This window comes from Paenibacillus sp. J22R98 (assembly GCF_059383835.1).
In genome coordinates this window covers 31,959-52,560 of record NZ_JBXENW010000001.1, presented here as the reverse complement: position 1 = coordinate 52,560, position 20,602 = coordinate 31,959, and the positions used below count along the sequence as shown (strand labels likewise).

The window sequence follows — 20,602 nt, the reverse complement described above, 5'->3', positions numbered from 1 at the left end:
AAAACCTCACCACAACACGAACACATGTTCTATATATATATTACCATCTGCCTTTATACAAAACAAGATAGAAAAAAGAAAAAGCTCTAGAACGTCCCCAGCTACACTGTGTGCGCAGCAGAACGTGCTAAAGCTTCCTCATCTTCACCTCGGTTAGCGTGAAACTTTACTTCGCTTCATACCAGTTATCGCCAAAGCTGACGTCTGCTTTGAGCGGTACATCCAGCTTCAGCGCGCCTTCCATAACCTCCGGTACGAGCGTCTTCATCAGTTCCAGCTCCTCGGCCGGCACTTCGAAGACGAGCTCATCGTGTACCTGCAGCAGCATGCGGCTGCGGAGTCCGCGATCACGCAGCTCCTTGTCCATGTTCACCATCGCCAGCTTGATGATATCCGCCGCAGTACCTTGAATCGGCGTGTTCATCGCGGTCCGTTCGGCGAACGAACGAAGATTGAAATTCGACGCTTTGATTTCCGGCAAGTAGCGGCGGCGTTCAAGGAGCGTCGTCACGAAGCCGTCTGTGCGGGCTTGGGCAACGATATTGTCCATGTAAGCCCGAACCCCTTGGAACACTTCAAAATATTGCTCAATAAACTTCGCCGCATCCTTGCGAGCGATGTTAAGGTTGTTCGACAGACCGAAGTCGCTGATCCCGTACACGATCCCGAAGTTAACCGCTTTTGCTTGCCGGCGCATATTCGCATCCACTTGATCCGCAGTTACGCCGAAGACGTCCATCGCTGTTTTCGTATGGATATCGGTATCCTCGATAAATGCAGTTTTCATCTTCTCGTCACCGGAAATATGCGCCAGAACGCGTAATTCGATCTGCGAATAGTCGGCTGCGAGAATCGTCCAACCCGGCTCTGACGGCACGAACGCTTTGCGAATACGGCGTCCTTCCTCCAACCGGATCGGAATGTTCTGCAAGTTCGGGAATTGGCTTGATAGACGTCCGGTTGCAGCGATAGTCTGGCGGTAGAAGGTATGCACCTTGCCCGTGTCGCGGCGAATCTCTTTCAACAATCCTTCAACATAAGTCGACTGCAGCTTCGCCAGCTGGCGGTACAGCAGAATGAGCTTCACGATTTCGTGGTAAGGCTCGAGCTTCTCCAGCACTTCCGCATCGGTCGAATAACCTGTCTTCGTTTTCTTCCACGCAGGAAGACCCAGCTTCTCGAAGAGTACCTCTCCCAGCTGCTTCGGCGAGTTAATGTTGAACTCCATACCGGCATGCATATAGATATCGCTCATGTACTGCGAGATGTTCTTCTCCAGCTCCGCGCCAAGATCCTCAAGCACGGAAGCGTTCACCTTAATGCCCTGCTTCTCCATGCCGGCAAGAACAACGGCCAGCGGCTGCTCCAGCTCATAGCAAAGCTTGCTCATGTGACCGGTCTCCAGCTCGTCGGTCAGCATCGGAACGAGTCTGCGGACAGCATCTGCTTTAGCGGCCAGATGGCCTGCGAGCACGCCGGAGGCAGGCACTTGGAACTTCGCGCCTTTGCCGTAAACAGATTCATCCGTTTGAATCGCTGCAAGACCGTGACGCTGAATGAGCGCAGCTAATGTTTGGCTTGATTCGGTCGGATCGAGAAGGTACGCGGCAAGCAATGCATCGAAGGTTGTTCCGCGGAGCTCAATGCCAAGCCAAGATAGGACAAGCTCTGCTTTGTGCAAATCGTAGCCCTTCTTCGGTGCTTTCTCGTCCTCAAGCCACTTGCGCACAGGCGCCGCTATTTTCGCATCCATCAGCTCATCGTAAGTCACAACAACGACGCGTTCGCCGCTTGTCACGGCTAGTCCAACGAATCTCGCTTGATGCGGATTGTCCCCAATTGCTTCAATGTAGAAGCTCTCGGAGGTCGCAAGCAGTTCAGTGAGCGCATCTGAAGTCAGCTCACTCGCAGTCACAACCTCATAGGTCGCTACTGCCATCGCATTAGCGGCGGATCCGCCTGCTTCAGGAAGCTGCAGCCGCTCGATCAGCGACTTGAACTCCAGCTTGCGGAACATGTCGCCGAGCGCTGTCTCGTCATAGCCGCTATACACCAGCTCGTCCGCTTTATTCTCAAGGGGCACCTCGCGATAGATCGTAGCCAGCTTCTTGCTCATGATGGCACTTTCCTGATGCTCTTCAACCTTTTCCTTCATCTTGCCCTTGATTTCACTCGTATTGGCAAGGACGCCTTCCACACTGCCGAACTCGTGCAGCAGCTTTAGCGCTGTTTTCTCTCCGACACCCGGAATGCCCGGGATGTTATCGGATGTATCGCCCATCAGACCTTTAAGGTCGATAATTTGCAGCGGCGTTAAGCCATAACGCTCTTGGATACCGGCTGGATCGTAACGCTCCACGTCCGTAACCCCTTTACGCGTGAGCGCAATGGTGACATGATCGGAAGCCAGCTGCAGCATATCCTTGTCACCGGACACGACGACGGTCTCAATCCCGCCTTCATCCGCCAATCGGCTGAGTGTCCCGATAATATCATCCGCTTCATAACCAGGAAGCTCATATTGCGCAATCCCGAAAGAGCGCAGCAGCTCCTTGAGCACAGGGAATTGCTCTGACAGCTCCGACGGTGTTTTCTCCCGACCGCCTTTGTATTCCGCATATCCTTCATGACGGAACGTGGTCTTGCCCGCATCGAAGGCGACAAGTATATGTGTCGGCTTCTCTTCCTCCAGCAGCTTCAGCAGCATGGTCGTAAAGCCGTACACCGCATTCGTATGCAGCCCCGACGAATTCGTAAGCGGCGGCATCGCGAAGAATGCTCTATAAATGATACTGTTACCATCAATCAATACCCATTTATCCATCCGACAAGCACACCTCACCTTATTATTCCTAGTGCTTATCATAGCATAAAGCGAACACACTTTCCCAGGCAGAATGATGATAGGAAGCGAAGCTTAAAATCATCAATCAACGGTGGAACAGATCGGCCTATCTGCTCCACTAATATAAAAGGCGGCACAGGGTTTCACCCTATGCCGCCAGCTTACAATTTTGAATACCCACTCCGCTTTTTGGCATTCGCATTCAACTTGCCGCACTCCGCTTTCAAGATCCACTCTCTCCACAGGAACACGAGCGCATCGCAAAGTCTAACGAACCGTACAGGCCTTATTTCGCCGAATCTCTAGGCTTTTAAAATTTAACGAACCGTATAGGCCTTATTTGGGGTAAATCGGCTCCAAAGCACCTAAAAATCTACAAATAAGGCCTCTATGGTTCGTTAGAATTTTTTGAGGGCCATCTGGGGACGAATAAGCCCTCCACGGTTCGTTAGAGCATTTCACGCTTCGCAAAACGCGCGGCACACGCCGCACTTCGCACCTTCGCGACCGGTCCTCCGCTTCGCCGCGCTTCGCACCTTTGCGACCAGCCCTCCGCTTCGAAGCACTTCGCACTTTCGCGACCAGCCCTCGCTTCGCCACACTTCGCTCTTTCGCAACTCGCCCTCCGCTTCCCCACATATCCTACAACTTTTACGCGATAATCCCCCATTCACTTCAAGCTGTTAAGCAATTGTAGGCTGCGGTCTCCCCAGTAAGTAACCTTGCGCGTAGTGTACGCCGATGGACTTGATATATTGAAGCTCGCTCTCTTCCTCGATGCCTTCCGCCACAAGCGAGATGCCCATTTTGGCAGCCAGCTCCGTGAACGTTTGGACCAGATGGGCCTTCATTCCATCCTGATGGATGCCATGAATGAGGGAGCGATCGATTTTGATATAATCCGGCTCCAGCTCAACGATGGACTGCAGCGACGAATAACCGGCCCCTGCATCGTCGATAGCGATCTGATAGCCCTGAGTACGGTAATGCTGCAGAATCTTCTTCGCTGCACCAAAATCCTCAATGGAGCTGCGCTCCGTAATTTCGAACACGACATGATGCGGAGACAGCCCATATTGCTCGAGCAGCAGCATCGTGCGTCCGGTTGTGAAGGAGGGGTCATTCATAATTTTTGCGGTAATGTTGATGAACAGCTTCTGCCCTGCCGACAGCCCTGCGCTTCCTTCGATTGCACGCTCCCGAGCCAGCCTGTCAAGGGAGTAAGTAAGCCCCTCTTCAGAGGCAAAATCAAACAGCTGCAGCGGTCCGTCAAACCAGCGTTTGTCCGGCAAGCGAGAAAGCGCCTCATATCCGTATGCAGCTTCCGTCCCGCATTGCAGCGAGATAATTGGCTGATAGACCGGATGAATGAGCCGCTCCATGAGGATGTGCTCCAGCGCTCTGCGCTTCAAGCTGCGCTCCGTTGCGCCGGTGGGCTGTCCGTGGATGATCGCGCGCTTGATGCCATCATACAGCCGCTCTTCCTCCGACACGATGCCGCCATTCAAGAAGGAGACGCCCGCATGCAGCTTTAGCTCGGGAATCGCGCCACCGAACTCGGCGTCCATAAACCGCTCCTCCCAGTCGAGCTTCAGTCTGCTGCCCAACGTCAGCAGGTCCTCTTCCGGTGAACGGAAGCACGAGGGCGGAAGGGAAAGACACACAAACAGGTCATCGCGCAGCCATAGCTTCGAAAGTCCGGTCGTACTGACTGCATCTTGTTCCATCATGACCCGTTCGGCGAAACGGCGCCACTTGGCATCGAGTTTCACCTTTACGTCTTCTTGCTCGATCGCTTTGCCTTGCCAAGCAAAATATATAATGCCCATCTGATTGGATTCTCTAGTTACTGTCACGTCATTCCCTCTCCCAGCTGCTCTCCGAATACATCGCTGGCAACATAGGCACTGCCGCGAATTCCTTTCGCCTGCTTCTTTACCCGCGCTGCCGCTTGTGAAATAATGGCTGTTGTTAATGGATGGTTCCCATTCCACCTAAGCAGCGACAACGATAATGTGACGCCCTCTTGCTGCACCGCCACCCCGCTTCGGTCCACAACACCCGGTACATGCGTCGTGCCATAATAACCTTTGACGCCGCTGTCGAACCTGGCAAGCAGCAGGCGACACAGCTTCTCCGATTCGGAGCGATCGGTCAGCATGATGAAATCATCCCCGCCGATATGGCCGATAAAATCATCCCGTTTTCCGCCAACCTGCGCAACCTCTTGCAGAACGGAAGCGAGAAAACGGATCAGCGCATCCCCTTGGCTGAACCCGAAGCAATCATTAAACCATTTGAAATAGTCCAAATCCGCATAAATGATGGTGAACGGTCTGCCTCCATCAATCCGCCGCTGCATCTCCCGCTGAATAGATGCATTGCCCGGTAACCCCGTAAGCGGGTTTGCTGTCCGAGCTTCCTCCGTTCGCAGCTGCGTCATACACTCTAGAATCGAGCGGACTGAGGCTGCGCCAACAAATTTGTCACCTCGCGTAATGAGCACGAGATGATAGAGCCGGGAAATATCCCTTGCCATTGCCAACTGTACCACTTGCTCCACCGGCAGCTCTGCATCGACGACAAGGGCTTCCTTATCCATAATTCGGGCAATCGCCCTATTCCAATAGAGCGGAAGACCAAACTGCCCCGCCAGCAGCTGATTCATATTTTCTTTCATCACAAGCCCGAGCGGCTTGCCCTCTTGAACTACAACCGCACCTTGGATATGCGGGTTAGATTCGAACATGCGAGACAGGTCAGATACAAGCGAGCCCGGCGCAAACATAGGCACAGTCTTGGCTAATGATCCGATCGTCACATACGATGGGACGCCGCTTAAGTAAGCTTCTTCCTGTTGATGCTCCTGCTGTTCATCCCGCTCCCCAGATTGGAAACGGACTATCATCTCATAGGCTTCTTTAATTACTTCATACATACTAACTTCAATGGAGCGGCCATTTGCCGTTGAAGGGTAGGAAACAGCATGGCCAACCGCAAAATCCGGTTTTCCATCCTTCTCCTTCATGTTGGCGATCCGATTTGCCTCGAAGGCGTTACATAGTTTCATTGTCAATTCATCGATACCCAGTCGGAGCCTTAACTCGAGTTCTTTGTCCGCCGCCGCAGCCAAACCGCATGCCCAGAAATAGAACCGGTCATCCCCCATCGCGCTGTGCCAAACAAGCCCTTCCTGTTCAGTCACCCATTCATTCAATACCTCATCAACCGCGTCAGGAGTGCCCTGAAGCAGTTGTAAGGCAATCACACCAATGCCGCCTTGATGCCAGCTTTCCTTTAAACGATGCAGCATTGTTTTGTCTAATAATCCATAGCTGATTTCGTTCATATGAATCCCTCTTAGGCGTGAGTCATTTTGACTATCCCTTATGTTCCATTGTAGGAATAAAATGTGATGGAAGTATTGTCCTATTGTTAACTCCACGTAAAAAAACAGGTGCTGCGCATCATGCGCAGCACCTGTTTCACCCATGTATTACATATTTAGGTCTGGTCGTTTGCCTGTCACGAGAAAGACGACGCTTTCGCCGATATTCGTGGCGTGGTCGGCGATCCGTTCAATATAGCGGCCGACGAAGCTAATCAAGCTGCCTTGCGAAATGGTCTTCGGATTCTCGATCATCACAGCGAACAAATCACGGATCACTTCCGCGAACAGCGCATCCACTTGATCGTCGTCCTTTGCCATTTTGCAGGCGAGATTCACATTTTCCTGTACATAAGATTGGATCGATTCGCGGATCATCTGGCCGGTAATCTCAGCCATGCGCGGAAGATCAACCAACGGTTTCATAAGGGTCTGCCCTTCAAGGCGCACAACTACCTTGGCAATATCGACCGTCAGGTCGCCCATTCGCTCCAGATCAGCCGCCATCTTGAAGGCGATCAGAACGCGGCGCAAATCCTTCGCGACCGGCTGTTGCGTTGCAATCATGCGAGCACCTAGCTCATCAATACTCTCTTCCAATTGATTAAGCTTCATGTCCTCCGCAATAATAGTGCGCGCCGAATCAGCATCCACTTCCTCGAGTGCCTTCATCGCGGCGGCTAGTCCCGTTTCGACGCGGTTGCCCATCTCAATCAGCTTCTTCTTAAGAAGCTCCAATCCCTCGTCCAGCTCTCTGCGCTTGATCATCTGCGTCGCCTCCCAATGATGGATTACCCGAAACGTCCCGAGATATAATCATCAGTAGCTTTCTCGGACGGATTCGTGAAGATCTTGTCGGTTTGATCATACTCCACGACTTTGCCCATATAGAAGAACGCTGTCTTATCCGACACCCTTGCTGCTTGATGCATGTTGTGAGTAACGATTACGATGCTGAAATCCTGCTTCAGCTCTGAAATCAGCTCCTCCACTTTCGCAGTCGATACCGGATCGAGTGCGGATGCAGGTTCGTCCATCAAAATAACTTTCGGTTTGACCGCAATCGAACGAGCGATGCAAAGACGCTGCTGTTGACCGCCCGACAGCGCAAGCGCGGAATTGTGAAGGCGATCCTTCGTTTCATCCCATAGTGCCGCTTTGCGTAAGCAGTCTTCTACGATTTCGTCCAGCTGCTTCTTGTTTCGCACCCCATGATAACGTGGTCCGAACGCGATATTTTCATAGATAGACTTGTGAAACGGGTTCGGACGCTGCCAAACCATTCCGATCTTCTGACGCAGCAATACAACATCGACGCCGGATTCATTAATATTCTCGCCATCCATCCAGATTTCTCCGGAAGTGCGTACACCATCTATTGTATCATTCATTCGGTTCAAGCTGCGTAAAAAAGTTGATTTACCGCAACCTGAAGGACCGATCAATGCCGTAACTTCACGCGGGGCAAAAGCAAGCGACACGCCCTTGATTGCTTCCTTCTCTCCGTAGAATACACGTAGATTTTTGGCTTCCAATCCTTCTGTTTGCATGTTCGTCACCCTTCCCTATTTGGTTGCTGTAAATCTACGATGCAAGTATCTTCCGAACCATCTGGCCGAGAAGTTGAACAATAGCACCATAATAAGCAGAACTGCAGAAGCACCGGCAGCAATCTCAGCTGCATCCGGAGCTAAGCCTTCACTGTTGATTTTCCAAATATGCACGGCCAGCGTCTCTGCCGGACGGAACGGATTCAGCGGCGAGAACGGGCTGAGCGGGTTCCAATTCGTGAAATCAAGACGAGGCGAGCTCATGCCGGCTGTAAATAGCAGCGCAGCCGCTTCACCGAATACACGGCCCGAAGCAAGAATCGTACCTGTTACAATCGTTGGCATTGCGATCGGAAGCATAACGGAGGTGATCGTTTTCCAGCGCGACAATCCAAGCGCCAAGCTGGCTTCCTTCTGCTCACGCGGTACGCCGCTGAGCGATTGCTCGGTAATCCGAACCATAAGCGGCAGGTTAAACACCGTCAGCGCAAGTGCACCCGAGAACAGCGAGAACCCAAAGCCGAACAAGTTAACGATAACAAGTAGTCCGAACAAACCAACTACGATAGAAGGGAAAGACGAGAGCACTTCGACTACCAAGCGAATGGAGTCTGTAAGGCGACCCGGTTTTGCGTATTCACTCATATAAATCCCGGCGCCAAGTCCGAGCGGAATGGTAATGATAAGTGTCAAAACTAACAAGAACAAGGAATTAAAGAGCTGTGGCCCGATACCGCCACCGGCTTTAATCGTTTGCGGCGCGGAGGTCAAGAAATGAAAGCTGATATGTCCTACTCCACGGAAGAGGATAAAACCGAGCAATCCCGCCAAAATAAGAACGATAAGTGATGCTACACCGATAATGACACCTGTGGCAATGCGATCTGCGGTTTTGGCGTTCATCGTTGGTTTCTCCTTTCCAAGAAGCGGACTATGAATACAAATACAAAGGTCATGCTAAGCAGTATGAGCGCAAGTGACCACAATACATTGTTGTGCGTGGAGCCCATAACGGTGTTACCCATATCGAGTGTGATGACACTCGTCAGCGTCGATGCTGATTCAAACAACGAATGCGGGATATGTGGCGAGTTACCGATGACCATTTGTACGGCCAACGCTTCACCGAATGCACGGGACATACCAAGAACGACACCCGTTAACAGTGACGGCAGCGTGGTTGGAAGCACAATGCGGTAAATCGTCTGCCAGCGAGTAGCACCAAGCGCGTAGGAAGCTTCCTTCAAACCGCGGGGCAATGCAGCCAGCGCATCCGTAGCAATCGTTGTTACAGTTGGCAAAATCATTAGCGAGAGCACGATGGCTCCCGCCGCAATCCCGATGCCCTGTCCCGGGAATAAAGCCCGGAGCGCCGGCACAACAACACTAAGACCAACAAAACCAAAAACTACGGATGGAATACCTGCGAGCAGCTCGATAACCGGCTGCAACACTTTTTTACCAATACCAGGCATAATCTGGGTCATAAAAACGGCTGCGCATATACCAAGCGGCGCTGCGAGCAAAGCTGCCAGTAGTGAAGTACTGAAGGATCCGAAGATGAATGGCAGAGCACCATAAAGCGGAATATCACCTTCCGGATCCCATTTCAAGCCGCTAAGCAGCCCGCCGAGGCTCACGCCATCCATAATAAACGTAGTCAAACCACGGGAAGAAACGAAATAGACAATAGCAGCGATCGTAATGACGAGGACTAGAATACAAAGCGCCGTATAAACTTTACCTACCCATTCCTCCATGACATGCGGTTTCACGATAGCTCTTGTTGTCTTCCCCGTTTGAATCCGTTTCTTATTTGTACGAGCGGGCTGCTCCATGAATGTTCTCTCCTTCAACTAGCATTCTCATGACAGGCAATTAGAGGCGGAGTGTATCCACCTCTAATGTCTGTGCTATTTGTTTAGGGGTAATTATTTCGTAATTTTACCGTCAACATCGCGTTTCACTTGCATTTTGCTCATTGGGATGTAACCAAGTTCTACAACATCACCGTTTTGAACTTCATCGCTGATCATGTAGTCAAGGAATGCTTTAGTTGCTGCATCCGGCTCGCCTTTCGTGTACATGTGCTCGTAAGCCCATACCGGATAAGTGCCTGTTACGATGTTTGCTTCAGTTGCTTCTACGCCTTCATACTTCACTGTTTTTACAGTGTCGTCGATGTAGGAAAGTGCAAGGTAACCAATAGCGCCCGGTGTTTCAGCAACCAGCTTTTTAACTGTACCTGAGGAATCTTCTTGGATGGAGCCTTGAACATCTTCGGATTTAGTGCCAAGCGCGTATTTCTCAAAAGTTTTCCGTGTACCCGAGCTGCCCGGACGGTTAACGATTGTGATTTTCTCATCTGCGCCGCCAACTTCTTTCCAGTTCGTCACTTTACCAGTGAAGATGTCAACAAGTTGTTGTTTAGTCAGGTTATCTACTGCGATGTCTTTATTGATAACTGTTGCCATTGCTACAACTGCGACTTGGTGGTCAACGAGTTCTTTCGCTTTGTCTGCATCTGCATCCGTGAACTTCTCTTCTGCGAAAATGTCGGAGTTACCGATTGTTGCTTGTCCGCCGGATACTTGAGTCAAGCCTGTGCCGCTGCCGCCGCCTTGAACTTGAACGGTGATACCGGAGTATTTCGCGTCTTCCATGAACTTCTTGGAAACTTGCTCAACAAGTGGTTGAAGTGCCGATGATCCGGTTGCCAGAAGCGATCCACTTAGCGCTTCGCCTGCACCTGCGTTATTCGTACCGCTATTTTGTGAGTTGGAGTTCGTGCTCTCCTCATTCTTCGAGCCGCAAGCCGCCAAACCGATAGTCAACATTAGTGCCACAACAATAAGTAATGCCTTTTTCATTTCAGTTCTTTTCTCCTTCCGCTCCTGCGCGGTTATTTGTTTTACAAGACTTAGTATAGCCGCCGCGTATTAATCTTATATTTTCGAAGTGTTAACGCAATGCAAAAACTATATAGAGGAATTGTATAATATGAATAGCTGCTATAGAATTAATAAATAATAAGATGTTATTGGAGCGCTAATATTATGAATATATTAAGATTGCAGATTTTGGTATTGATCGAACGCCTCCGTAAAGTGACAGCTGTTGCCGATGAGCTCGGAATTAAACAGCCTACAGTCAGCTTTCATATGAAGAAACTCGAGGAAGAATGGGGAATGCCGCTCTTCGAGATGAAAACAGGGAAGGTTATGCTGACTGAATCCGGCAAATTGCTTTATCAGTATGCCGAAGGCATTGACCGTCTTTATCGCGAGGCGCAGGAACGCTTCGCTTCCTACCGCCAAGATGGCAAACATCATTTCGTCATCGGCTGCACGGATGTCGCTTCCTCCATTCTGTTCAGCGGCAATTGGTATCGGCTCGCAGAAGCGGCCACCACTTTACAAATCAACCTGGTTACCGGCGATACCGGCCGCTTATTTGAGCAGCTTCATGCAGGTAAGCTCGACCTTATTGTGTACGGAGAATCAACGCTTTATAATCAGCCGGAGCTGCACAACTGCCAATATGAACTGGTGTTTGAAGATCGGCTATCCCTTTATACAACAAAAGCGCACCCGCTCCTTGATGCACGCGACAACACCGCGTCTTCTTATTTACTTCAAGGTCAAGCTTATGTAAAGCTTGCAGATCCCTCCTTAGAGGAGGCAGTGAGCAGCTGGAGCACCAACGAACAGCTCAAACTTGCCAGCCCGCTGACAACGGATCGTATCGATTTGGCACTGAACGCGGTCCGAGCCGGTTCATTGCTGGCGTTTCTCCCTAGCTCTGCAGCTCCTCAATTGCCCGAAGGTATTCTACGACTCCCGCTTCCCGGCCGGCAGCAAAGCTGGAAGCTGTTTGCCGCTTGGCGTTCTGATTATTGGAATCCGGCGCAGCAGCAGCGGATGATCGCCTTGCTTAAAGAGCTGCCTAAGCTGCAAAAAGCAGCCGATTCGAAGTGAAGATACGCTTCGAATGGGCTGCTTTAGGGCATGTTATATACAGTTATAAGTGCTTGCTGATTAGGAATTCAAATCGGGTCTTGAACCTGTTACCAAGTACACAACCGATTCTCCGATATTCGTTGCATGATCCGCGAAACGTTCGATGTAACGTCCAACGAAGCTAAGCAGATTCGCTTGGGAGATCGTTTTCGGATTTTCCATCATGAGCGAGAACAGCTCGCGAATAATTTGGGAATAAAGCGCATCGACCAAGTCATCATCTTTGGCCATTTTGTAAGCCATGTTGACATTCTCTTGGACGAACGATTGAATCGCTTCATAGGTCATCATTTGTACGATCTGGGTCATTCTCGGCAAATCAATCAATGGTTTGATCAACACTTGCCCTTCCAATCTCAGCACAACTTTTGCTACGTCTACTGCCAAATCGCCCATCCGCTCCAGGTCGGCGGCAATTCGGAAAGCGACCAGGATCCGTCTTAGATCCTTAGCAACCGGCTGTTGAGTGGCAATCAGCATCGCACCTAGTTCCGAAATTTTCTCTTCGATTTTGTTGATCGATTTGTCATCTTGAATGATTTGCTTTGCTGTAGGCACATCGATCGTTTCGAGTGCGTTCATCGCCTTCGCAATAACCGCCTCTACTTTTTGACCCATTTCAACGATCAGCTCGTTCAATTCCTCGAGACCATGATCAAATTCTTTACGCTTCGTCATCATCGCTTAAATGCTCTCCCTCTGTGGTTTAGGAATTAGCCGAAACGGCCGCTGATGTAATCTTCCGTGCGTTGATCTCGTGGATTCGAGAAGAGCTTCTCTGTCTCGGAGAATTCCACCACTTCGCCATTTAAGAAGAATACGGTTTGGTTGGAAACACGGGCCGCTTGATGCATGTTGTGTGTAACCATGACGATTGTATATTTATCTTTCAGCTCTTGTGCCAGTTCTTCGATCTTCAGTGTCGAGATCGGATCAAGTGCGGAAGTCGCTTCGTCCATAAGCAGAATGTCAGGGTTAACGGCAATTGCACGCGCAATACATAGACGCTGCTGTTGTCCGCCGGAGAGGCTAAGCGCGGAACGCTTCAGGTAATCCTTTACTTCATCCCACAATACCGCAGAACGAAGGCTTGATTCTACGATTTCATCGAGCTTCTGTTTGCTGCGAATGCCGTGCAAACGCGGGCCATAGGCTACATTATCATAAATGGATTTCGGAAATGGATTCGGCTGTTGGAATACCATGCCGACTTTCTTGCGCAGCGTCTCCACATCCACTTCTTTCGAATAGATGTCAGCACCGCCGATTGTAATCTTGCCTTCGATTCTTGTGCCTGGAATCATATCATTCATCCGGTTAAGCGTACGAAGCAGCGTCGATTTACCGCAGCCCGATGGTCCGATGAAAGCCGTAATTGCTTTCTCCGGAATATCCATCGTTACGTCCTTCAAGGCGTGGAATTGTCCATAATGTAAATTTAATTTATGAATATCAATTAAGGTTTGGGAAGCTGTTGATTGCATGGCTTATTCCTCCGTATTGGGTGGACTTGCTAACCGTCCGTTTCAGGCCTTCCTTGAACAAGGATAGCGTGAATTTGTTTATCGAATATGTTCGTTTTGTAAACGCAGTATTAAAATTTACTCTTTCACCTGTAAATCTTGGATTAATTGCTTCATCTGCTCCGTTACGCGCTGAGATTGCAAGTAAGCTTGATTCGACAGTTTGCCGATCTCACCGGAGCTGTTGCTGCTTCCTGCCGCTGCATGGAACAGCTGCTGGAATACATCCGCTGCTTCTTTTATGTACACTTGGCTTGTATCTGCTTCCGTCTTGCCTAGTCCGACCAGATGAACCGTTTCTTTGACCGCCTCCATGATAGAGCCAATCATCCGATTGATATCCTCTGCGGACTCCTTGGTCTGCGTAGCCAGCTTCCGAACCTCATCGGCAACGACCGCAAATCCTCTGCCATGCTCACCGGCGCGCGCCGCTTCAATCGCTGCGTTAACAGCCAGCAAGTTACACTGATCAGCAAGGCCGCGAATCAGCTTTGACACCTTATCAATTGATCCCGCACGATCTTGCAGTTCGCTGATTTGGCTTTCCTGAACGTCCGTACGCTTCGTCAGATTATGAAAGGCCATCGACACTTTATCGAGCTCGTTCTTACCTTTCAGCGTCAATTCCAGCATTTCTTTGGACATCGATTCGCCCAACAACGAAGCTTCCTGCACATGGACGATGGAACGATCGATTTCCTCGATCATCACTTCTGCGCCGTGAATCATGTTCACTTGTGCCTTTACACTCCGCTGTTGAAGCAAACGGGACATTTTCAACAAATCCGCCATGGTCAGCATGCCGATAAAACGCTCATTCTCCGTAACGAGCACACAGTCGTACAAGGTTTTCTCTTCACGGCCAAGGGCGCGATCAAGCAGCTCCTGCATCGAAATCCCTTGATTCACGATGAGCGGCTGACGATCCATCAGCTTCGCGATCGAACGGCCGTAATACAGCTCTCTGCCGAAACGATGCGTCTGGATGATGGTAAGTTTGTTACGCATTACAAGTCCAATCGGTCGTTCCAAATCATCGCAAACTACGACACATTCATGATCCGGCGTTAACGCGAATTGCGAAATGACATCCTGGCAAGTGTGAGAGACGTTCACGATTGCTGCTTCCCTAATGAAAGCTTTCAATAATGCATGATCTGAAGTCGTTACCTGTCCTTCTGCAGTCGGCATATTCGTAAGCAGTTCTTCAGTTGTCAGCCGTTCCAATACAGCAATTGTCATGCATATCTCTCCTTTCAATCCGGCAAGCTTAATAAATTAACGTGATCTGCGCGCATTCAGCCACAGCGGAACACGGAAGACAATATTAATGAGCAGGACGACGAAGACGAGTACGGCAGCCGCTTTCTCTGCGATAAGCTGCGCATCCGGGACGATAGCTTCCGATTGTACGTACCACAGGTGAACCGCAAGCGTTGCACCGGGCGAGAACAAGCTGAAATCCCACATTTCACCGGAGGACGAAACACCGGCAGTCAGGATGATAACGGCACTCTCACCGAAGGCACGGCCCGCAGTCAGACAGATACCGGTAATAATACCGTTCAATGCAACCGGAATCAGCACGCTGCGAATTGTCTGCAGATGAGTGCTTCCGAGTGCGAATGATGCATGCTTCATTTCCTTCGGTACCGCGCGAATCGCTTCTTCCGTTACGCGGGTAAGAACCGGCAGGTTCAGGAAGGCCAAGCTGACAGCACCGCCAATGATCGTAAGGCCAATATCAAATGCTTCAACGAACAACGCGATTCCAAACAAACCGAAAATAATCGAAGGTACAGAAGCGAGTCCTTCTACGCAAATTCGGATAAAGGCGATAAACTTCGTCGCTGGGGCGAACTCAGCCAAGTAAATACCTGCTGCCATCCCGAGCGGGATCGAAATGACAAGTGAAATGGTAAGCACATAGAACGAATTGAAGAGTAACGGACCGATACCGCCGCCTTCTTCCATCTCACTCGGAAGGCCATACAAGAAACCCCAGTCAAGTTTCGGCAGCCCTTTTTGCAAAATCAGGAACAGCAGCCCACAAATAAATAGTATCGTGCACATCCCGATAATCCATACAACGGAAGTAAACAGCCTGTTGCTCAGGTGATTGAACCCCCTGCGCGCCGCAAACGGATGTGGGACCGGCGTCCCTTTGCCTGTACTCATGACTATGATTTCACTCCTCTGCCTTGGAATAGTCTTACGATTACGATCATGAGGAGGGAGATAATGAGCAGGATAAAGCCCATCATATATAGCGCGTAGTTCCAAGTGGAATCAAACGGGACATTCGCGATTTGCATAACGATATTGCTTGTCAAAACAGCCGTCGGCTTGAACAGCGCGTCCGCCAGCTGCGGTGTATTACCGATAACCATAACGACGGCCATCGTTTCGCCGATTGCACGAGCCATACCCAGAATGACGGCATACATGATGCCGCTCTTCGCAGCAGGCAGCACGACTCTTACTATAGTTTGAAACCTAGTGGAGCCTAGGGCATAGGATGCATCCCGGAATTTCTTCGGAACCGCTACGATAGAATCGTCCGTGATCCGACTGATGGTAGGCAAAGTCATTATCGTAAGCACGATAGCTGCAGCCAAAATGCCATCACCCATATTCGTTCCTGTTACAGTACGAAGCATGGGGATTAGAACGGTCATACCTAGAAAACCGTAAACAACAGATGGAATGCCAACGAGCAAATCAAGCACAGGGCGCAGCATCGTCTTCAGCCATGCCGGCGTCATTTCGGATAAGAAGATAGCAATTATGACAGACAGCGGTACGGAAATCACCATTGTCAGCAGTGTTAAGGCGAATGTACCGAAAATAAAGATAAATGCGCCGTATTGATCGTTTTCGGGTACCCATTCCGTGGAGAAGAAGAAGTCTTTCAAGGAAACCGTCTCGAACGTTAGTACGCCTGTACGGCCCATTAGGAACAAAATAGAGAAAAGAATGACACATACGAAGACAGCACTTGCGATACAGATGATGCGGAATGTACGGTTGTAGAACGAAAGCCGTGCTTTGCGGCTGAATTTACGACCGGATGAATTCTCAAGGCTACGTCCCAATTCGCTGGATACAGGGATGTCAATCATGCTCATGACGCTGCTCTCCTTTCAAGTGTTCAAAGTTAGAGCCGGCCTCGCAGTTGTAAATGCGATAAGCCGGCTCCGCTACATCTTATTTCATGGCCGAGATCGGGATAAATTTGAGCTTTTTAAGCGATCCGGTTTGGAACTTCTTGCTTTGAACGTAGTCGATGAATGCTTTAGTTGCGCCAGTTGGTGCGCCTTTTGTCATGTAGTAGCCAAAGCCCCACACTTTGTAAGTACCGTTGATTACGTTAGCTTCTGTTGGAGCAACGTTGTTGATTTTCAGTGCAGTCATTTTGCTTGTTACATAGACAAGGTCGATATAACCGATTGCATTTGGCGTCGTTTCGATGGCTGTTTTCATGTCGCCGCTCGACTTCACTTCTTTATAGTTGGAACCTTTTGTCATGTAATCAGTACCATTCAGCGCCTTGATTTGGAAGTTAACGCGTGTACCGGAACCAAATGCGCGGTTTACTACGATAATGTCTTTATCTGCTCCGCCAACTTCTTTCCAGTTGGTGATTTTACCGGAGAAAATACCTTGCAGCTGCGCAGTGGACAAGCTGCTGATGCCAACATTGCTGTTTGTGATCGCTGCGAAAGGGATAACCGCAACTTTATTGGCAACTTGACCTGTGAAAGCTTTGAAACCAGGTACGTCTTTCGTTGCATCCCAGTCTACTGCTCCGATGTCTGCAATGCCTTTACGTACGGATTGAGGACCTGTGATGGAACCTGCAGCCGATGCGGAAATTCTAACTTTCGGGTTGAGTTTCTTGAATTCGTTAGCTGCTTGCAAAGTCAGTGGCAGAAGAGCCGACGAACCGTTAATGACGATGCGGCCGCTCAATTTGCTGGATGCGCTCGCAACGGATACGGAACCGAATGCGACTGTAAGTGCGATAAGGGCAAAGCTTAAACTTTTAAACCATTTTGTTTTCATCTGTGGAAGTTCTCCTCTCAATTTAGAACACTAAGATTGTATTAGTTCGTTACTTTCTTCAGGCCGCTATCCGATTTCACATAAACCGCGTCGTCGATTACGAATGCAATTGGTGTTCCGGCAGAAACGACAACTTCACTTACGTTGCCTTCTACTTTGCCAAGCGTCGTTACTGCGCCTGTTGCGATGTTTACTTCATACGCGCTTGTTACGTCAGCGGAATCAGCAAGTGCATAGATTTTATCGCCGGCTACAGTTGCTTGCAATACATCTTTATCGCCGATCAGCTTCGTTACTGTTTTGTCCAAGGCAACGCCTACGAGCGAAGATGGCTTGTTGTCTTCAACGCTAACGTAGTATGCTTTGCTGCCGTCTGCTGCTGCGCCAACGAACACTTTGTCATCTGTCGTTGTAGTCAGTTTCACAGGTTTGTTATCTTTAATCGAGAAATCAAAGCTGTAGAGTTGCGGCTCAGTACCCGTATTGTCGATGGCTACATCATCATCATCAACCGGCTTAGTAGCATCAGCAGTTACTGCACCCGGTTTGATAACCGTGTAGAAGAACTTCTTGCCGTCAGCGGAAACAGCCAGTCCGGATTTGTAATCGACTTTGTCATCCAATACTTTTGTAATTGTGCCATCAGCAACGTTCATCTTCGCGATAACGGAGCCTTTGTCACCTTGCAGGAAGTAGATTGCGGAGCTGTCGGCAGCCCATACAAGCTCTGGTTTAATGGAGTTGTCCGAAGATACCACTTTAGCAGCCGGAACCTTGCTAGTTAGATCAATGATATTTACGATGCCATCGCCGTCTGTGTAAACAGCTGATTTACCATTAGGAGCTACAGTCAGGTCAGAAGCCGCTGTAGAAACCAACAATTGCGTATATGCACCTGTGTGAGCGTTAACGATATAGTCGATACGGCCTTCTTCAGTCAATTGGGATGCCAGCAAACGATCTGCGTCGATCCAGCGGATATCGTCAGCGTGGACTTTAGCAACAGCATCAATTGCGATCATGCCGGAAGCATCTGTCGAAGAATCAACACCAAATGCACTTACGAAATCTTCTAGCGAAACATAGTAGCTGCCGTTTACGCTTTGTACGGCTTGCTCTAAACTTACGGCCTCTCCATCAACCAATGCTGCATTTGAACCTGCATGAAGCTCAATCGCGTGGTTGTTGAAGTATGCTGTTACGCCCGATTTAACATTGACCATGAATTGCACACCTGCCGCAGTACCCAAATCTCTCAGTGCGTATAGCACCGTATTGTTTGCTTGGATGGAACGGACATGGAATGCAGTATCATTGATTGTGAGATCTACCGTCGTTGCGTTTGCTACGGATGCGGCGGAGACTACACTCACTGCCGAAGTACTCAGTGCTGCGGCAAGTGCGGAAATCATTAGCGTTTTTTTCATAGACATTTAGCTCGTATCACCCTTCTGGAATGGTTTATTGTCGATTTCGTTATGTACAATTCTGATTATAAGTACGCATTGTAAAGCGGCAGTTAATGGCGAGGCTGGTATTGTAAAGCAGCGGTTAATGTATTATGAAGGATTTGTTAAGATGTGCCATTAGGCCTAATTGATAGGTTTAGACAATCGAAAGATTGGGTAAGAAGCATTCTACTTTCGGCCGCACAAAAAAGCCGCTCATCCTGCCTGTCGGCATAGGAAAAGCGGCTCTATCCAAATTTTAGGAAAAGTTTAGGTTGGCTAAGTTGGCGTCGATTTTGTAAAATTGATGATCTTGCTGGTCAGAAATCCCCCATTACTGATCCCGATAAGTCCAATAAGCTCTTCCGGCAGCACTGGGAAACGATCAATCGCGGAAAGCTCTTGCGTCATAATTGTCGAGAAGATCGTCGCGGAGTAGATCATCAAGGCCATCATGGTAAACAGGAACATCTGCACCTTGGCTATGTCGATGTACGCATGGTTCTGCATTTCTTCCCCTTCAAATATATCGGTGAACTGCGCGTCTTTATAAGAAGGATTCGCGTAGAGCGTCCCCTGCATGCTCGTTTCGATTTCCTCCGTACTTTTGTTATAAGCATCTGCGGCGCTTTGCACCAGCTGATTCTTTAGGGAATCGTCAATTGCGCGGTTCTTCTTCGCCCCATTAATCAGGGGACTAAAGATCGCCGATACACTGCTGATGCCCATGAGTGCGAGAACCGTCGAATCAAACTTAAGCTCCAGCGGATGTTCGGGATGAAGTGCGAGATTCCCAACCAGGACGGTAAAATAGGTCGATGTGAAAAGCACCGTCCAAAGCGTGATCTGCAGCCTGGACAGACTCATGAGGTTCCGTTCATTAATGAGAATGCCTAGCAGGTGGTTTAGCTTGCCTTTGCCGACGGCGAAGATCATATATACTTCCGAAAGAATGACAGCTGACAGATTATAGCCTTTAGGCAGAAACCATGCACTGAGGAAGGCAAAAACTAGCGCAATCGTCAAATGAATGGTCACTTTAAAAGAATCCCATTGAGGCGGCGAGCTCGGCAGCGGATTGATTCCACCTGTTGTGGACCTCGCAGGCTGCCCTGCTTTGCTTGGGTTTGGCATAACTTCCCCTCCTTTGGTCCTAATTTACCAGAAGGAGGGCGATTATACTGTCAGTCGGTGAAGTCGAATTTAGACGATTCTGGAATACGAGCCGATTAGTCGGTTTGATCGATCAGCCATTTGTTGTTTTCTTGTTTCAAGACGTACATGATCGTCGTGATCATCGGTTTCTTCTCTAATTTACTGTCCACATCTACATAGGCTACATATTCACCGTTTTGATTTTTGCCCAGGTTACGCAGCTTAGCTTCGGATATACGAAATCCGGGTGTAAACTCACCGACTCTAGCTTGATAGCTGGAAGTCAGAATTCTCTTATTCGCGGCATTATCTTCTTCATTCCTATAATTGATATTCATATTAATGAGCTTAACGCATTGCAGAAACTCACCCTCATAGTCGCTTTCATCGATGTAGATGACTTGTTTGTTCTCCGGTGATGCATTCACATGTGAAGCTCCTCCATAGGCTGAGGCCATGATTGCAAAGGTCAGCATCAGGACAGTCAAACTTCTTTTCACATTCACGATCAGGTTCACGCAATAATCCTCCCTTTCTTATTCAATATGAACAAGAAGAGGATTTCTTAATCCAAGTAGTTGATTATTGCTATGCGTGCTGGGATTCTTT

General features: G+C 49.3%; 18 protein-coding genes and 1 pseudogene. 1 reads left to right on the top strand and 18 read right to left on the bottom strand.

Annotated features, from left to right (window positions below; genetic code table 11):
* Positions 1-166 precede the first annotated feature (166 nt).
* The 8 genes from polA to AC50Y3_RS00210 all read right to left on the bottom strand — a co-directional run bounded on the left by polA (position 167) and on the right by AC50Y3_RS00210 (position 10,653).
* A complete protein-coding gene (polA, locus tag AC50Y3_RS00245; RefSeq protein ID WP_494816776.1) occupies positions 167-2,824 on the bottom strand; it encodes a DNA polymerase I in 2,658 nt (885 codons plus the stop codon).
* 704 nt (positions 2,825-3,528) lie between these two features.
* On the bottom strand, positions 3,529-4,701 hold the full coding sequence (locus AC50Y3_RS00240) for an EAL domain-containing protein (RefSeq protein ID WP_494816775.1): 1,173 nt from the start codon (positions 4,699-4,701) through the stop codon (positions 3,529-3,531).
* A complete protein-coding gene (locus AC50Y3_RS00235) occupies positions 4,698-6,194 on the bottom strand; it encodes a GGDEF domain-containing protein (RefSeq protein ID WP_494816774.1) in 1,497 nt (498 codons plus the stop codon). The genes AC50Y3_RS00240 and AC50Y3_RS00235 overlap by 4 nt, the downstream gene beginning before the upstream one ends.
* 147 nt (positions 6,195-6,341) lie before the next feature.
* Positions 6,342-7,001, bottom strand: coding sequence for a phosphate signaling complex protein PhoU (gene phoU, locus AC50Y3_RS00230; protein ID WP_494816773.1), 660 nt, complete (start codon positions 6,999-7,001; stop codon positions 6,342-6,344).
* Positions 7,002-7,024: 23 nt separating this feature from the next.
* The gene (gene pstB / locus AC50Y3_RS00225; RefSeq protein WP_494816772.1) at positions 7,025-7,783 is read right to left on the bottom strand and encodes a phosphate ABC transporter ATP-binding protein PstB; all 759 of its coding nucleotides are present in this window, start codon (positions 7,781-7,783) and stop codon (positions 7,025-7,027) included.
* 15 nt (positions 7,784-7,798) lie between these two features.
* Positions 7,799-8,686 carry a phosphate ABC transporter permease PstA gene (gene pstA, locus AC50Y3_RS00220; protein ID WP_494816771.1) on the bottom strand — a complete coding sequence of 296 codons (888 nt, stop codon included), beginning with the start codon at positions 8,684-8,686 and terminating at the stop codon, positions 7,799-7,801.
* Positions 8,683-9,621, bottom strand: coding sequence for a phosphate ABC transporter permease subunit PstC (gene pstC / locus AC50Y3_RS00215; RefSeq protein ID WP_494816770.1), 939 nt, complete (start codon positions 9,619-9,621; stop codon positions 8,683-8,685). Before pstC (AC50Y3_RS00215) ends, pstA (AC50Y3_RS00220) begins: the two co-directional genes overlap by 4 nt.
* Before the next feature lie 93 nt (positions 9,622-9,714).
* Positions 9,715-10,653 carry a phosphate ABC transporter substrate-binding protein gene (locus AC50Y3_RS00210; protein ID WP_494816769.1) on the bottom strand — a complete coding sequence of 313 codons (939 nt, stop codon included), beginning with the start codon at positions 10,651-10,653 and terminating at the stop codon, positions 9,715-9,717.
* A 186-nt stretch (positions 10,654-10,839) separates the two neighbouring features.
* On the opposite strand from AC50Y3_RS00210, the gene AC50Y3_RS00205 reads away from it, so the two are divergent.
* Entirely contained in the window at positions 10,840-11,760 is a 921-nt protein-coding gene (locus tag AC50Y3_RS00205) for a LysR family transcriptional regulator (RefSeq protein ID WP_494816768.1), read from the top strand.
* A gap of 60 nt (positions 11,761-11,820) precedes the next feature.
* On the opposite strand, the gene phoU (AC50Y3_RS00200) is transcribed toward AC50Y3_RS00205, so the two are convergent.
* The 10 genes and pseudogenes from phoU (AC50Y3_RS00200) to AC50Y3_RS00155 all read right to left on the bottom strand — a co-directional run bounded on the left by phoU (AC50Y3_RS00200) (position 11,821) and on the right by AC50Y3_RS00155 (position 20,511).
* Positions 11,821-12,480, bottom strand: a complete 660-nt coding sequence (phoU, locus tag AC50Y3_RS00200) for a phosphate signaling complex protein PhoU (RefSeq protein ID WP_494817761.1) — start codon at positions 12,478-12,480, stop codon at positions 11,821-11,823.
* A 35-nt stretch (positions 12,481-12,515) separates the two neighbouring features.
* Positions 12,516-13,286, bottom strand: coding sequence for a phosphate ABC transporter ATP-binding protein PstB (gene pstB / locus AC50Y3_RS00195; protein WP_091214203.1), 771 nt, complete (start codon positions 13,284-13,286; stop codon positions 12,516-12,518).
* Positions 13,287-13,403: 117 nt separating this feature from the next.
* On the bottom strand, positions 13,404-14,033 hold the full coding sequence (locus AC50Y3_RS00190) for a methyl-accepting chemotaxis protein (protein ID WP_494817760.1): 630 nt from the start codon (positions 14,031-14,033) through the stop codon (positions 13,404-13,406).
* A gap of 78 nt (positions 14,034-14,111) precedes the next feature.
* Positions 14,112-14,255, bottom strand: a pseudogene (locus AC50Y3_RS00185) (CBS domain-containing protein); the annotation flags it as partial.
* A 348-nt stretch (positions 14,256-14,603) separates the two neighbouring features.
* Positions 14,604-15,503, bottom strand: coding sequence for a phosphate ABC transporter permease PstA (gene pstA / locus AC50Y3_RS00180; RefSeq protein WP_494816767.1), 900 nt, complete (start codon positions 15,501-15,503; stop codon positions 14,604-14,606).
* A 2-nt stretch (positions 15,504-15,505) separates the two neighbouring features.
* A complete protein-coding gene (pstC, locus tag AC50Y3_RS00175) occupies positions 15,506-16,453 on the bottom strand; it encodes a phosphate ABC transporter permease subunit PstC (protein ID WP_494816766.1) in 948 nt (315 codons plus the stop codon).
* A 79-nt stretch (positions 16,454-16,532) separates the two neighbouring features.
* The gene (locus AC50Y3_RS00170; RefSeq protein ID WP_494816765.1) at positions 16,533-17,390 is read right to left on the bottom strand and encodes a phosphate ABC transporter substrate-binding protein; all 858 of its coding nucleotides are present in this window, start codon (positions 17,388-17,390) and stop codon (positions 16,533-16,535) included.
* A gap of 41 nt (positions 17,391-17,431) precedes the next feature.
* Positions 17,432-18,823 carry a stalk domain-containing protein gene (locus AC50Y3_RS00165; RefSeq protein ID WP_494816764.1) on the bottom strand — a complete coding sequence of 464 codons (1,392 nt, stop codon included), beginning with the start codon at positions 18,821-18,823 and terminating at the stop codon, positions 17,432-17,434.
* 294 nt (positions 18,824-19,117) lie between these two features.
* Positions 19,118-19,972, bottom strand: a complete 855-nt coding sequence (locus AC50Y3_RS00160; RefSeq protein ID WP_494816763.1) for a hypothetical protein — start codon at positions 19,970-19,972, stop codon at positions 19,118-19,120.
* A gap of 95 nt (positions 19,973-20,067) precedes the next feature.
* Positions 20,068-20,511, bottom strand: a complete 444-nt coding sequence (locus AC50Y3_RS00155; RefSeq protein ID WP_494816762.1) for a YqhG/Tai3 family protein — start codon at positions 20,509-20,511, stop codon at positions 20,068-20,070.
* Positions 20,512-20,602 lie beyond the last annotated feature (91 nt).